This window comes from Rhodohalobacter sulfatireducens, from assembly GCF_022012475.1.
Lineage (GTDB): Bacteria > Bacteroidota > Rhodothermia > Balneolales > Balneolaceae > Rhodohalobacter > Rhodohalobacter sulfatireducens.
Window position 1 is genome coordinate 36,230 of sequence record NZ_JAKLWS010000002.1, and the last position, 13,734, is coordinate 49,963.

Annotated in this window: 13 protein-coding genes; 5 read left to right on the forward strand and 8 right to left on the reverse strand. The window is 42.2% G+C overall.

Features of this window, described 5'->3' with window-relative positions; genetic code table 11:
* Positions 1 to 45 precede the first annotated feature (45 nt).
* The 7 genes from hisH to L6773_RS02425 all read right to left on the reverse strand — a co-directional run bounded on the left by hisH (position 46) and on the right by L6773_RS02425 (position 7,583).
* Entirely contained in the window at positions 46 to 642 is a 597-nt protein-coding gene (hisH, locus tag L6773_RS02395; protein WP_237852248.1) for an imidazole glycerol phosphate synthase subunit HisH, read from the reverse strand.
* A gap of 175 nt (positions 643 to 817) precedes the next feature.
* A complete protein-coding gene (gene hisB / locus L6773_RS02400) occupies positions 818 to 1,705 on the reverse strand; it encodes an imidazoleglycerol-phosphate dehydratase HisB (RefSeq protein ID WP_237852249.1) in 888 nt (295 codons plus the stop codon).
* Positions 1,702 to 2,760 carry a histidinol-phosphate transaminase gene (hisC, locus tag L6773_RS02405; protein ID WP_237852250.1) on the reverse strand — a complete coding sequence of 353 codons (1,059 nt, stop codon included), beginning with the start codon at positions 2,758 to 2,760 and terminating at the stop codon, positions 1,702 to 1,704. Before hisC ends, hisB begins: the two co-directional genes overlap by 4 nt.
* 133 nt (positions 2,761 to 2,893) lie before the next feature.
* The gene (hisD, locus tag L6773_RS02410) at positions 2,894 to 4,186 is read right to left on the reverse strand and encodes a histidinol dehydrogenase (protein WP_237852251.1); all 1,293 of its coding nucleotides are present in this window, start codon (positions 4,184 to 4,186) and stop codon (positions 2,894 to 2,896) included.
* 76 nt (positions 4,187 to 4,262) lie between these two features.
* Positions 4,263 to 5,141: an ATP phosphoribosyltransferase gene (hisG, locus tag L6773_RS02415; RefSeq protein ID WP_237852252.1), complete on the reverse strand. Its 879-nt coding sequence runs from the start codon at positions 5,139 to 5,141 to the stop codon at positions 4,263 to 4,265.
* A 324-nt stretch (positions 5,142 to 5,465) separates the two neighbouring features.
* Positions 5,466 to 6,278, reverse strand: coding sequence for a DUF4382 domain-containing protein (locus L6773_RS02420; RefSeq protein ID WP_237852253.1), 813 nt, complete (start codon positions 6,276 to 6,278; stop codon positions 5,466 to 5,468).
* Between the two features lie 96 nt (positions 6,279 to 6,374).
* Positions 6,375 to 7,583 carry a glucuronyl esterase domain-containing protein gene (locus L6773_RS02425; protein WP_237852254.1) on the reverse strand — a complete coding sequence of 403 codons (1,209 nt, stop codon included), beginning with the start codon at positions 7,581 to 7,583 and terminating at the stop codon, positions 6,375 to 6,377.
* Between the two features lie 182 nt (positions 7,584 to 7,765).
* Here L6773_RS02425 and L6773_RS02430 point away from each other — a divergent pair, with 182 nt between their 5' ends.
* On the forward strand, positions 7,766 to 8,011 hold the full coding sequence (locus L6773_RS02430) for a thiamine-binding protein (RefSeq protein ID WP_237852255.1): 246 nt from the start codon (positions 7,766 to 7,768) through the stop codon (positions 8,009 to 8,011).
* A 149-nt stretch (positions 8,012 to 8,160) separates the two neighbouring features.
* On the opposite strand, the gene L6773_RS02435 is transcribed toward L6773_RS02430, so the two are convergent.
* Entirely contained in the window at positions 8,161 to 9,207 is a 1,047-nt protein-coding gene (locus L6773_RS02435) for a sulfotransferase (protein ID WP_237852256.1), read from the reverse strand.
* 376 nt (positions 9,208 to 9,583) lie between these two features.
* Between L6773_RS02435 and lepA the strand changes: the two genes are divergently transcribed.
* The 4 genes from lepA to L6773_RS02455 are packed head-to-tail and all read left to right on the forward strand — an operon-like array spanning position 9,584 to position 13,722.
* Positions 9,584 to 11,383, forward strand: a complete 1,800-nt coding sequence (gene lepA, locus L6773_RS02440) for a translation elongation factor 4 (RefSeq protein WP_237852257.1) — start codon at positions 9,584 to 9,586, stop codon at positions 11,381 to 11,383.
* Positions 11,384 to 11,401: 18 nt separating this feature from the next.
* Complete coding sequence (locus L6773_RS02445; protein ID WP_237852258.1) at positions 11,402 to 11,974, forward strand: hypothetical protein; 573 nt, start codon at positions 11,402 to 11,404, stop codon at positions 11,972 to 11,974.
* A gap of 14 nt (positions 11,975 to 11,988) precedes the next feature.
* Positions 11,989 to 13,074, forward strand: a complete 1,086-nt coding sequence (gene lepB, locus L6773_RS02450) for a signal peptidase I (RefSeq protein WP_237852259.1) — start codon at positions 11,989 to 11,991, stop codon at positions 13,072 to 13,074.
* A 24-nt stretch (positions 13,075 to 13,098) separates the two neighbouring features.
* Positions 13,099 to 13,722: a hypothetical protein gene (locus tag L6773_RS02455; RefSeq protein WP_237852260.1), complete on the forward strand. Its 624-nt coding sequence runs from the start codon at positions 13,099 to 13,101 to the stop codon at positions 13,720 to 13,722.
* The last annotated feature ends 12 nt before the right edge of the window (positions 13,723 to 13,734 follow it).

The window sequence follows — 13,734 nt, forward strand, 5'->3', positions numbered from 1 at the left end:
TAAGATCCGCGAAGTTTTGAAAACTTCACGAGTCTAAACTCAAAATCAGGAACTATTCACCATATCCAAAAAATTCTGCAGCAAGAGCGAGCCAACTTGTCCCGATTTTTCAGGGTGAAATTGAACACCGATGAAATTGTCTTTGTTGGTTACAGCTGTAAATTTTTCAATGTAGTCGCATGTGGCAAGAGTGTGCTCGCTTTGTGGAGCATAATAACCGTGTACATAATAGAGAAAGTGTTTGTTCTCAATTCCTCTGAGAATTGGATGTTTTTTTACCGATTCGAACTTATTCCAGCCCATATGAGGGACCTTAGCTTTTGAAGAATCAAACCGTTTCAGTCTTCCGGGGATAATTCCCAAAGCCTTACAATCCCCCTCTTCAGATGACTCATAGAATAACTGCATGCCCAGACAGATTCCAAGTACTGGTTTTTTGGTATTCTTCAGCCAAACATCCAGATCTTTAGATCGCAGATCGTCCATCGCTGCTGCTGCATGACCCACACCCGGGAAAATGATTGCATCCACCTTTTCCAGTTCCTCTAGATTGTCTGATACTATATAATCGGCATGAAGTCTGTCTAATGCGTTCGAAACAGACGCTAAATTACCCGCCTGGTATTTTATTATTCCTATCATTGTGATGAGTGAAAAGGCAAACGTGAAAAGTAAGAAGTGGGTTTCGAGGATAGTATATAGTCAATCTGAAGTTGATTCAGACTCCTCTTTTGTGTTAAAGCCAAGAAATCCTGAATAAAGTTCAGGATGACAGCAAAGAGACTTTTAACTTTTGCGTTTTGCTTTCTCACTAAATCTAAATTGTTCCTTTGGTTGTGGGTAAAATTCCTTTGATTCGCTCGTTGCGGCTGACAGAAAATCTCAGTGCTTTGGCGAATCCTTTAAAAATGGCTTCAATAATGTGATGCTCATTTTTTCCATCTGCTGAAACATGCAGGGTGGCGCGTGCGTTCATTGCAAGCGAATAAAAAAAGTGCTCCAGCATCTCTGTTGGAAAATCACCAACATATTCACGGCTCAGCTGCACATTCCACTGAAGGTAGGGACGATCAGAGAGATCGATGGCAACGTTGGCTTGTGCCTCATCCATCGGCAGGGCAAACCCATAACGCTGGATACCTGCTTTGTTGTCAGAAATTGCTTCGCGAATAGCCTGTCCTAACGCGATGGCGGTATCCTCAATAGAGTGGTGTTCATCCACTTCCAGGTCTCCGTCGCATCTTATTTCGAGGTCCACCAATCCGTGACGTGCGATCTGCTCTAGCATGTGATCAAAGAAGTTCAGTCCGGTATTGATTGAACTCTGCCCCGTGCCATCCAGGTTTATTGAAACACAAATATCCGTCTCTTTTGTATTTCGTTCGATCAGAGCTTTTCGGCTTGGAAATAAAATTTTATGGCTTATTTTTGTCCAGTCATCCGCTTCTTCAATAATTGTTTCATTGGTGATAAACTGGAAGGATTGCTTTTTCTGTATCCATCCATCTGCTTGTTCAGAATCAAAATCACCCGCATGGATCTCTTCATTTTTGATCAGTTCGATTTGTTGATCTGAGAGAGAGTCAGAATCAAAAGATAGTTCAGCATCATTTTCCTGCAGATATCTCATCGCAAAGAGTGTACCGGATGGAAGCAACGAATCAGAATTGCTGTTTAAAGCTGTATCATCAATCCAGATTTTCATACAAGGACCTCCTTCAAAGTTTTGAGGAAACGCACATTTTCATCCGGCATGCCGATGGTGACACGCAGGCAGTCTTCGCAAAGTGGTTCATTGCCCCGATACCGAACAATTACACCTCGATTTGCTAATTTTTTATAGATCTCTTTTGCGTTTTGAATCTTAAAGAGAAGAAAATTCGCATCGGATGGATATACTTTTTCAACTTCTTCAGCGTGACCTAATTGCTCCGCTACATACTCTTTCTCTTCGATAATTTTTTGGATGTTGAACTTCACCAACTCGATGTTGTCAAACGCATCAAGGGCTGTTTTGGCGGTCAGTTTATTGATGTTGTAGGGAGCCTTCACCTTCAACATATAATTAATGATTTGAGGATTTGAGATCGCGATGCCCAACCGGATTCCCGCCAGTCCATAGGATTTTGAAAATGTCTGAAGCACCACCAAATTCGGATACTGTTGGACTAATCCCGCCATCGATTCCTGGCTGCTGAAATCGATATATGCTTCATCAATAACGATGATTCCCGGAAACTGAGACACCAATTTCAGCAGGTCTGTCTGCTTCATGGAGTTTGCAGTGGGGTTGTTGGGTGAGCATAAAAACAGAGCTTTGGTTCGCTCATCAGCTGCTTCAAGAATTTTCTTTGGCTGTAGCTGAAACGACTCTGTCAGAAGAACCTCCTTCACATCAATATTATTGATATTCGCCGAAACTTTGTACATACCATAGGTTGGAGGAGTGGTGATGATCGAATCCTTACCCGGCTCACAAAAGATACGCATAATCAGGTCGATCGCCTCATCACTACCGACGCCAAGGAAAATGTTTTCAAAATCAACCTGTCTCCATTCGGCGATCTTTTTTCGAAGCGCGTCCTGAGTAGGGGTGGGATACCGATGCAGCTCAAGATCATTTCGCACCGGTGAACCGAGGCTGTTTTCGTTGGCATCCAGCAAAAGACCTTTGTCAAAGTCATCGCGGGCACTTCGGTACGGTTTTAAATTTCTGATGTTCGGTCGAACAAGGCTTTCTATATCGATTGTTTTAGGCATTTTTTGATTTATGATTTCGATTTTCTTCCCCTCTTGGGAGGGGACAGATAACGGAGCGTTCAGCGGAGTTTTCAGGGGTGGGTTCCCGTGACGAACACACCCCTAAATCCCCTCTCGAGAGGGGACTTCTTTTCTACTTCTCAGACAACTTCTTCAACCTCAAACTCACAGCTTGTTTATGTGCATCCAGGCCTTCCAGTTTTGCTAAGGTTTCAACAGTTGGCCCCAAATCTTTCAATCCCTTTTCGGAGATTTTCTGCATCGTGATAAACTTCTGAAAACTGCTGAGAGAAACACCGCTGTACATTCGTGCATATCCATATGTAGGAAGCGTGTGATTCGTACCGGAGGCGTAGTCTCCCATACTTTCCGGGGTCCACGGCCCGATAAATACGGAGCCGGCATTTGTAACTTTATCAGCCAGGTAATCCGCATCTTTTGTATTTATAATTAAATGCTCCGGTGCATATCGGTTTGAAAACTGTATTGCTTTCCTTGAATGATCCACCACTACAATAAAACTGTTTTCAATAGCTTTAGAAGCAAACTCCTTTCGAGGTAGATTCGCTAACTGTTTTTCAAGTGCTTCAGATATAGCTGGGATGTCTGTCTCTTTGGTTGCGACCAAAATTGCTTGGCTGTCAGCTCCGTGTTCGGCTTGAGAAAGCAGGTCAATCGCAACAAACTCCGGATCGGCGGTTTCATCGGCAATGACCAATACTTCTGAGGGACCCGCCGGCATATCGATCGAAATCATCGCTTCGCTGTTTTGCAGCATCATTTTAGCGGCAGTGACATACTGGTTCCCGGGGCCGAAAATTTTGTCCACTTTTGGGATCGACTCTGTTCCGAGTGCCATTCCTGCGATTGCCTGGGCACCACCGGCTTTCACAATTTTTGAGACCCCGGTTTTTTGAGCCACATATGCAACAGATTCAGGTATCGCCCCATCTTTACCGGGAGGAGTTGCAAGCACGATGGTCTTGCAGCCGGCAATCATTGCCGGAATACAGAGCATCATCGCTGTGGAGGGTAGTGGAGCCGTTCCGCCCGGAACATAAACTCCTACCTTTTCAATCGGTTTTGACACACGCCGGCAATCAACTCCGGTTTGGGTCTCCACCTCGATATCATCCGAAATCTGTCGTTGATGGAACTTCGAGATATTATGCATCGCCCGGTCGAGTGCAGAAATGATCTCATCAGACAAATTGATTAGAATATCATTCGGATCAACCACTAACGGATCAGGATCGACACCGTCAAACTTTTGGGTAAATTCCCGAATCGCCTGATCACCGTTGGATTCAATGTCATCTAAAATCGGTTGCACCTGTCCAAAAACAGACCCGAAATCCATTTTCGGTCGCCGGCAAAGGGATTCTATTTCAGAATCAGAAAGTTGGTTGTAGGTATATGTTTTCATGGTGATTAGTATTGAGTATCGAGTAGCAAGTACTGAGTAAAAATCTTGATACTCAATACTTCATACTTACTACTTATCATGCGATCATACTTTCAATGGGCAGCATTACAATTCCGGTGGCTCCGGCTTCTTTCAGGCGTTCCATCACATCCCAAAAGGTGGACAATGGAACAACCGTGTGGATGGCTACCATTCCATTATCGGCCAGCGGCATCACCGTAGGGCTTTTTAAAGATGGAATAATTTCTTTGATCCGTTCGACAGATTCTTGTGGCGCATTCATCATAATATACCGGCTTTTGCCCGCTTTTTGATATCCTTCAATTCGTTGAAGAATCTTTTCAATCAACTGTTGTTTGCCTTCAGAAAGCGGCTTGTTGGTTTTGATCAACTGGGTTTCCGAATCAAAAATATTGATCAGTTCATCCAGTCCGTTAGCTTTCAGCGTGTTCCCGGTCGAGACCAGGTCACAGATTGCATCGGCAATTTCAAGCCGCGGTGCAATCTCAACGGATCCGGAAAGGGTAATCACTTTTACATCAATTCCTTTCTTTTCAAAATATCTTTTCGTGATTCCGGGATAACTGGTTGCAATTTTCTTCCCGGCAAAATCTTCCGGTTTTTTGATGTCGCCATCCTTAGGTACTGCAAGTGACAACCGGCAAACGCCGTAGTTCAGGCCGCGAAGAATCTCTACGTCCATCTGGTCTTCCTCAACAACATTCGCCCCGACAAATCCGAGATCGCAGACACCGTCTTGCACATATTCCGGGATGTCATCGTCGCGAATGAGGAGAAGTTCCACATCAAAGTTGAGGCATTTTACAAGCAGGCTTCGTTTGTAATCATCAAACTTAAGTCCAATGCCCTCTAATAGGTTTAAAGTTTTATCGGTGAGCCGTCCGCTTTTTTGAACGGCAATTCGTAGTGATGTAGTAGAATCGAGAGTTCTCATAGATTAAATATGGTATATAAACTGAATAAAATTAAAATTTAAAAGGGTAAAAAAGATTGCGATGCGAAGAAGAGAAAATTTAATGCACAGCATGCTCTTGGCTACCATGATGATGGTGGCCGAAATGGTAAGTGGTATGTAATGTTTTTGTCAGCACAACATGAAATTATGCATTTCGTGAATAGAATTCCAATTCAATACAGAATAAGCTGACTGTTTGAAAATGAATAATCAGAAATGAGATAAAAAAAGCAGAGTATCAACTCTAAACAGTATTCTGTTTCTATGATACTCTGCTTATTAACTAAAAATAAATTTCTTGATCTACTCCACTTCTTCTAGAGTGATCAATCCAAGGTTGGTTGTATCCGGAGCGGTAACGTCTACGTTATTAATATTTTCATCAGAATATTCGTCGTCTGGGGAATCGATCGCAACCTGGTATGAGCCTGACAACAAGCCAATGAGTCTGAACTCACCCTCGGCATTTGCGCGTGTACCTGCTACGGTATCGACTCCTGCAATGGCATAGACCCATGGAAGAGATTCAGCCGGTTCGATATCACCTTCAATGGCACCGGTTTCTGCAAATGAAACAGCTCGTATAACCGGTTTGAGCAGGTACTTCCCTGAATTTCCGGCTTCCACAATGGAACGAGAGGCATCAAAATCAAGCAGCAGTGTATAAATCTGTCCTCCCTCAATCTCTGCATTTACATTCAATTTTAAACCAGATTGTTGAGCACTGGGAGTATCAAGGGTATGAGTTATACCATTTTTGACGAGCTCATTATCGTCTCCCAGAATGAGCCTGACCTGGCTGTACATTCCTTCTTCAAGCTCCGTCTCTCCAAGTGCTTCAAGTTCGCCGTTCGTTAACTCCAGTAAGTTAACTTTCATTGGGTCATCACTGATGGTAATCCAACCTTCGTCATCTTCATCAATATCCTCCTCTTCATTAACGTGAATTCGCACCTCTTGGATGTCAATCCAGACAGCTTCATAGTTTGCGGGGGCATCGGTCAGGTATACCTGGAGTGTTCCGGTGGCGGTATTTGAACTTCCATCATCAGAAACATCGCAGGAGCTGAGCAGAAATAAAACTGCAAGTAGTGTTGTAGCAATTCGTGAAAACATAAATTTTTCAGATTTAATTATTTGATTCATCTGTTTAATTAAATGGATGAACCACTACAATGTTCCACGATCAGTTTTAATATGAGTATTTGCTGCCTATTTAGTTTTGTTGATATGAAAATGCCGATCTGCAAAATTCAGAAACTGAACCCAATCATAGATTTTCAGGTCATGTTCGCCATCCCGAATGTGGTATGCAGCATAGGAATTGTCAGTAGGATTGTTGATGGCAGGCATTCGAACACTTAACGGAATGGATATCCCATAGATACTCTCATAAACCTCTGATGCATGGAGTAAGGATTCGTACATTCCTTTTGGATCGGCCCACTCATCATCCTCAGCCGCAGTGATGTAGACACCTCGCGGTGCAATTGTAGCGAGAAGCATATGCTGATCAAACGGCATTTCCGATTCATTCTGATTAAACGCTTCAAAATTAGGTGTGAACCAGTATGGAAATCCGTTATTGATGATTTCAACTGTCTCCCCAAATTTTCGCTTTGAAAGAGCCGCCCCAACTGCCCCGGACTCATTAGCAACGATGATACCCCAACGCTCGTCATTTGCTCCGGTCCAAAGCGCTGATTTTCCTCCCCTGGAGTGCCCGACCAACATCGATTTTTGTTGATCAATATCATCATCCGTTTCAAAATAATCCATGATTCGCATCGCACCCCAACCCCAGGCAGAGAGTGCCATCATTCCATCATCTTGTCCAATTTGTTCAGGATAGAGCGTTTCGAGGATATCTTCTGTATACGTATCGGGATCATCATCGGCAACATCTCCAACACTGTAAACGGCAGCTGCATATCCGCGTTGAAGAATTGTCTCAGCCGGCCAGAAATCTTCTTTTGATTCGAGTGTGATATCCATATACTCAGGTCCGCGATGATTCATTAATAGGGTAACCGGAACAGGTTTTTCGGCATCATTTGGAATCAAAAGATTAAGCCGAATTGGGAGAGAATTTCCATTTCGGGTGATGGTAATATCTATCTCTTTGGCTGTGGCTGTACCATTTAAGGCTGATCCGTTTTCACTGACAACAATAAATTCGATAGAATCGAAATGCTGTGGCATTTGACCATACACCTGCTCAGCGAAAATGCCCACAATTTCAGGCCGCCTCTCATATCGCCACTCATTGAATGTTGATACCGGATCACCCTCAGATGTCTCAAGGATATTGGGCAGTTCATAATCCGGAACTTTGGATTCATCATAATGGGCCTCTTCCTGGGCATTTATTTGATGAGAAAAAAGAAATAAAATAAAAAGCGATAAGACGGCGATTTTCATGTCTGATTGATCAATTTTTGGTTAAAAGTTATGGTACTTTTCGAGCTGTTTTCAGTTTATTCAATTTAACACTCAATATATGAACTGCAAGTTTTTAAAAAGGCTATGAAAAGTTGTGTATTGTTTTGCGAAGCCAGTATTTTCAACCATACTAAGGATCAACCAGAATAATTAATTGACAAATGAAAACAGTAGCACAATTAACCTACATCCCGCTCTACACCGATCATCCAAAAGAAAAAGTTCAAGACTTGATTGAATTTGTAGCTCAACACGATGTGGAGGTCGATATAAATTATCTGTCCACAAGCGTAAAGGGAGATACAGATGTAGTGTTCGACCTGATTAGGGAGATCTATGATACTATGATACTTGAGGATGACGCCTTTCGATTTCATGTGGAGCTTTTAAGTCCTACGGAAGACTAATTCTTTTTTAAAATGATTACAGGTGAATGCCCCTTCGGTGAGCCTATTGAACAGCTAATATCGAAAGGGAAATAACGAACTGTATTGGACAGGTATAAGCAGCTTTTTCCCGCCTTATTAAACGGAGTTAAGGACTTTCAGAAAAAACTTCAAAAAAAGGGATACCCAAAATAATCGATATACTTTTGAAGTCTGTTCTGGATATATTCGAGGTTCTCATCTGACATCTCCTCCGTAAAATAATTCATTTTTTCTGATGATATACGCACATCACGAGAAAATTTATCGGGATTAATTCCCAGCCAATCGGATAATAATTTAACTTCATTCCAATCTGAAAGGTCCTCTAGTTTCACAAATTTATATTGTATATGAGAATTTCTGCCGGCTAATTTATGAGAGAAAATGCTTCTTTCATATAAGTTCTCGAGCAGGTCGCACACTTGTTTTAAAGTATAAGGTGCCCAAGGTACCTTAAGCATTGAATTGGCAACACCCGCCGGATGACGCATAACATGCACAAAATATGCATCCTCAAAAATCTTACTAAGAAAGTTCATATTGTAGATGTTTGCGGGAGTATCTTCGCACCAGGACATTGTTTCATCTCCTAATATGCTACCAAATATACTGTCTGTATAGTTTCGCAATATCGTTTTAAGTTCGTCATCGTCAGGAAAATATTTGGGAATGTAAATATTTTCTATGGGCAGAATACCTTTGTATCCTAACTGGCTTAATTGATATCTTTTTTTAAACACACGACGCGTTGTTCCCGAAATAAAGTAGTTCAAAGAATCTAGTTTATCTCTGAGAAATGGAGTCGTTATAGACTTATCTATACTGTGGCAATCTGTCCCGTTAAAAGCTCCTTCCGATATGTTTGAAATAAGATGTTTTGTTGCCGCTATAACTTCATCTTTATACTTATAAAGAGGATGACCTAAATAGGGAGATTGATTCTTTTCACATATAGTTTTTGTCATCATCTCCTCAAAATTTCTAATAGCAATTCTTCCCTGGTCATAACTATAGTTTTCTGTCAGTGATGAATAGAGATTTACTAAACCATGATTATCAATGATGAACCTACTCTCAAATGGTATTTTTGAAATCGTATTATGACTCCCTATTAATAAAGATAAAATCCTGGTTCCACTACGCCCTGTACCACCGACAAATATTCGTTTCTTCATATATTTCTAAGGTTAGTGAATACGGTTACAAATTAGGCGTGTGCTCAGAGAAATTAAGAATTATTTCCTGCTAGCCAACAGTTTAAATTCCTGACATTTTATACCTGTAAGTAGAAATTATAGATCAAATTTAAGCATTTAAGGATAATTTGGTAGGCTCTGGGATTAAGATGCTTCTTTAGTATTAATCACTCTAATTGTTAGCTGTTGTCGTTGTGATAGATACGGCCTTTGGTCCAAAAAATAATTGCACATTTATTTATTGAGATTCACTTATAGCTTTTTCTAAAGCGAAAACAAATAACATTTCGCTGTAATGACCGTTTCGAATTTGTATATTTAGGGCTTGAATAATTTTAGTCTGTCTCCTATTTGAATGAAGAATATTCGGAACTTTTGCATTATTGCGCACATCGATCATGGCAAGTCTACACTCGCCGACCGTTTGCTTGAGCGCACAGGCACCATCAGCGAACGAGAAATGCAGGAACAGGTCCTGGATGATATGGACTTGGAGCGCGAGCGTGGAATCACCATTAAGAGCCATGCGATCCGGATGGATTACAACCGGCCGAATGGAGAAGTTGTAACTTTTAACCTGATCGATACGCCGGGTCACGTTGACTTTTCTTATGAGGTGTCTCGGGCACTCAAAGCTTGCGAAGGAGCACTGCTGGTAGTGGATGCCGCACAGGGGATTGAAGCTCAAACTATTTCGAATCTTTACCAGGCGATTGACCAGGAACTGGAGATCATTCCCGTGCTCAATAAAATTGATCTTCCCGGGGCCGATCCCGACGGCGTTGGACAGCAGATTGTTGATCTGATCGGAGGTACAAAAGAGGAAATTCTGCAAGTATCCGGTAAGACCGGCGAGGGAGTTGAGGATTTGCTGGAAGCAATTGTTGAACGAATTCCAAGTCCCAAGCAAGAAGTAGACAAGCCACTTAAAGCCCTCATTTTTGATTCAATTTTTAATTCCTATCGCGGGTCGATCTGCTATGTTCGCGTGATGGAAGGTGTTCTCAAGAAAGGAGACGGCATCACTTTTATGGCCACTAAAAAGGAGTATGATGCGGAAGAGATCGGTTATCTGAAATTGAAGAAAGAAAAAACCGATCAGCTTGAAGCGGGTGAAGTAGGTTACGTTATCGGCAGCGTGAAATCCCTGCAGGATGCAAAAGTGGGTGATACAATTACGAGTACAAAGAATAAAGCGGATACACCTATTCCCGGTTATAAAGAAGTGAAGCCGATGGTATTCAGCGGGATCTTTCCGACCAATTCCGAAGATTTTGAAGATCTGCGAGGAGCTCTCGAAAAACTGCAATTGAATGATGCATCACTTTCCTATCAACCCGAAACTTCCAAAGCACTTGGGTTTGGATTTCGTGCCGGATTTCTTGGATTGCTTCATATGGAAATTATCCAAGAGCGGTTGGACCGCGAGTTCGACATGGACATCATCACAACCGTACCCAATGTTCGGTATGAGATTGATCTTGAGGATGGTGAGCGAATCAAAGTTGATAATCCAAGCGAGATGCCGGAAGTTGGTAAAATTGCAGACGTGTGGGAACCTTATATAAAAGCAAGTATTCTCACGCCGGCGGATTATATTGGCCCGATTATGACTCTTTGCGAGGAACGGCGCGGAAAATATGTGAATCAACACTTTATGCAGAACAACCGCGTTGAGATAACGTACGAATTGCCGATGGCAGAAGTTGTTTTCGATTTTTATGATCGGCTGAAGAGCGGAACACGCGGATATGCATCGCTCGATTACGAATTTCTGGAATACCGAAAAGGTGATTTGGTTCGTTTAGATATCCTGTTAAATGGCGACCAGGTAGATGCGTTGTCCAGCATTACTCACAGAGACAAAGCCTATTACCTGGGACGCAAAATCTGTGGAAAGCTGAAGGAACTTATTCCGCGACAACAGTTTGAAGTAGCCGTACAGGCAGCTATAGGATCCCGGGTTATTGCCCGCGATACCATTCGAGCACTCAAAAAAGATGTAACAGCAAAATGTTACGGCGGCGATATCTCACGAAAACGGAAATTGATTGAAAAACAGAAAGAAGGTAAAAAGCGGATGAAACAGGTGGGTTCTGTAGAAATCCCACAGGAAGCGTTTTTAGCCGTACTTTCGATGGATGAAGAAGATTAGAAATCATTTACAAACAGTATGAAACGAAAATTATTATTATTTGTACTCATTGCATTGAGTACCGTCTCAATTGCATATGCTCAGTTTGAAGAGCCGGAAATTGAAAAAGTTGAATCCTCTGAAAGAGCCCAGTTCGAAAGCAGATTCGGGGATATAAAATGGACCGGCCAGGGGTTGTATAATCCTACCACAATCGATCGAATTCCAACAATTGAACTTCGTTCGCGCCTGCAGGCCGTTTTTGGTGAACCTACACAGACCATCGGGGATCTTATTAACGAGCAAAACTTCCGTCCCGGAAAAGCAATTCAGTTTGAGTACTGGTTTGTGATTGACGGTCAAATGCCACTGATGATTTTGGACCTCGACGGGCCGTTTGAAAATGGCCTTGTGTATGTTGGAGCCAGCCGGTTTATAGATATGATGCCCCAGGTAAAACGAACGTTAACCAGGATGCTGATGAGTGATGAGGGCGACCCACAGGAGTTCGATGATTATTTCTACTCTCCTGAACGACAGCAGTGGTATCTTGTACAATACAAAGACGGTGAATTCCAACGGGATATGATCGACCGTCCAACATTTAACTAACTAATTTTTAGACATTGAAAAACGATAAAAGCTCTTCGGGGAAACGGTCAGCCAGATCGGAACGGAGAAAATCTGAGGAAACGAAAGCAAAACATTGGGCAAAAGAGTGGCTGGATGCGTTGATTTGGGCCGGTATTGCCGCAATCATTTTGCGTACATTCTTCTTTGGAGCCTACCGAATTCCCACACCGAGTATGGAGAAAACCCTGCTCACGGGTGATTTCCTGATCGTCACAAAACTGGCTTACGGTCCCCGGACACCTATGACGCTCTCCGTTCCATTTACTGATATCTACATGCCCGGTGTAAATCTGCCTTGGGTGCGAATTCCCGGCTACTCCGATATCAAACGAAATGATATTGTTGTTTTCAATTACCCGATTGACGTAGCCCCGATCTCCGTAAAAACCAACTATATAAAAAGGGCTGTTGGTATGCCGGGTGACGAGTTACGAATTGACGAAAAAGTGCTTTACGTAAATGGCGAAGAAGCTGAAACGTTTGATACATACATGTACAATTACCGGGTGGATATCCGGGATCGAATCCGATTGAGTCCATCGAAAGTGCGTGAAGCCGGAGCTGAACTTGTTCAGAGTGGAAACGGGTTTCATATCATAAATATGACGGAGCAAACTGCTGAAGAATTGAGTGAATGGCCGGAAGTTGAAAACGTAAATAAATTTGTACTACCCGATGATTACGACGGATTCAGCCGACGCGGCTTCAACTTCTCCGATGGATTTGCCAACCACGATAATATGAAAGCGTTTACCGTTCCCGCGGAGGGAATGGAGGTTGAGCTCACACCGGAGAACTGGCATGTCTACGAAGATGTACTTCTAAGGTATGAACGAAATTTGGTGGAGCGAAACGGAGACCAGTTTATCATCAACGGTGTAGAAACAAATAGCTACACCTTTCAGCAGGATTATTACTTTATGATGGGAGACAACCGTGACGATAGTGAAGACAGCCGCTATTGGGGATTCGTCCCGCAAGATCACGTGATTGGTAAGGCCGGAATTATCTATTTTTCATGGGATGGCGAAAACTGGCTTCCGCGATTTAACAGAATTTTTGATCTGATTCATTCATAATTTTCAAATAATTTTTTTAAAGCTGTGAGTGATGAACCGTTTACTGCCGAGTCATTAAATGATGAAATTGCTCTAAATACTCAATGGAGTCCCCTCAAGCCGGGTGGGACGAATACAACAGATTTTAAATTCAGCAAAATTTCATCAAGGCGCGTCGAATTTAAAGCTAGTCCTAAGCTGTATATAGCTGCTGTTGTCTTCATAATTTTGGGAAGTGCAGCTATCATTAAATTTTCAATGGAGCCTTCCGGTTCCTTGTTGTTTTATGGAGGTGTAGGTCTTGGGATTATTTTAATTCTCAATGGGATTTATAAGTTTTTTGATATTGGGAACCCCCCTGTTTTTGATCTTGATGAAGGTTATTTCTGGAAAGATCAAAAGAAACCGGATAAGGATAAAAAAGTATCTGCCACTCAGTGTAGAATTGATAATATCCATGCCATTCAACTGATACAGGAACGAATTCAAAGCGGGGGTTCAAGTGGAAGTTCTTCGTATTACAGTTTTGAGATGAATCTTGTGCTTGAGAATGGGAATCGCCTTAACGTAGTTGACCACGGTACTTTGTCTCGTATCCGAAAAAACGCTGATCAGCTTTCAAATTTCTTGGATGTACCGGTCTGGGATGCCATAAACCGTAAATCTTAAAACTTTTAAACA

Coding starts and splice junctions, on each gene's coding strand:
- hisH (WP_237852248.1), bottom strand. CDS start 642: ATGATAGGAATAATAAAATACCAGGCGGGTAATTTAGCGTCTGTTTCG.
- hisB (WP_237852249.1), bottom strand. CDS start 1,705: ATGAAAATCTGGATTGATGATACAGCTTTAAACAGCAATTCTGATTCG.
- hisC (WP_237852250.1), bottom strand. CDS start 2,760: ATGCCTAAAACAATCGATATAGAAAGCCTTGTTCGACCGAACATCAGA.
- hisD (WP_237852251.1), bottom strand. CDS start 4,186: ATGAAAACATATACCTACAACCAACTTTCTGATTCTGAAATAGAATCC.
- hisG (WP_237852252.1), bottom strand. CDS start 5,141: ATGAGAACTCTCGATTCTACTACATCACTACGAATTGCCGTTCAAAAA.
- L6773_RS02420 (WP_237852253.1), bottom strand. CDS start 6,278: ATGTTTTCACGAATTGCTACAACACTACTTGCAGTTTTATTTCTGCTC.
- L6773_RS02425 (WP_237852254.1), bottom strand. CDS start 7,583: ATGAAAATCGCCGTCTTATCGCTTTTTATTTTATTTCTTTTTTCTCAT.
- L6773_RS02430 (WP_237852255.1), top strand. CDS start 7,766: ATGAAAACAGTAGCACAATTAACCTACATCCCGCTCTACACCGATCAT.
- L6773_RS02435 (WP_237852256.1), bottom strand. CDS start 9,207: ATGAAGAAACGAATATTTGTCGGTGGTACAGGGCGTAGTGGAACCAGG.
- lepA (WP_237852257.1), top strand. CDS start 9,584: ATGAAGAATATTCGGAACTTTTGCATTATTGCGCACATCGATCATGGC.
- L6773_RS02445 (WP_237852258.1), top strand. CDS start 11,402: ATGAAACGAAAATTATTATTATTTGTACTCATTGCATTGAGTACCGTC.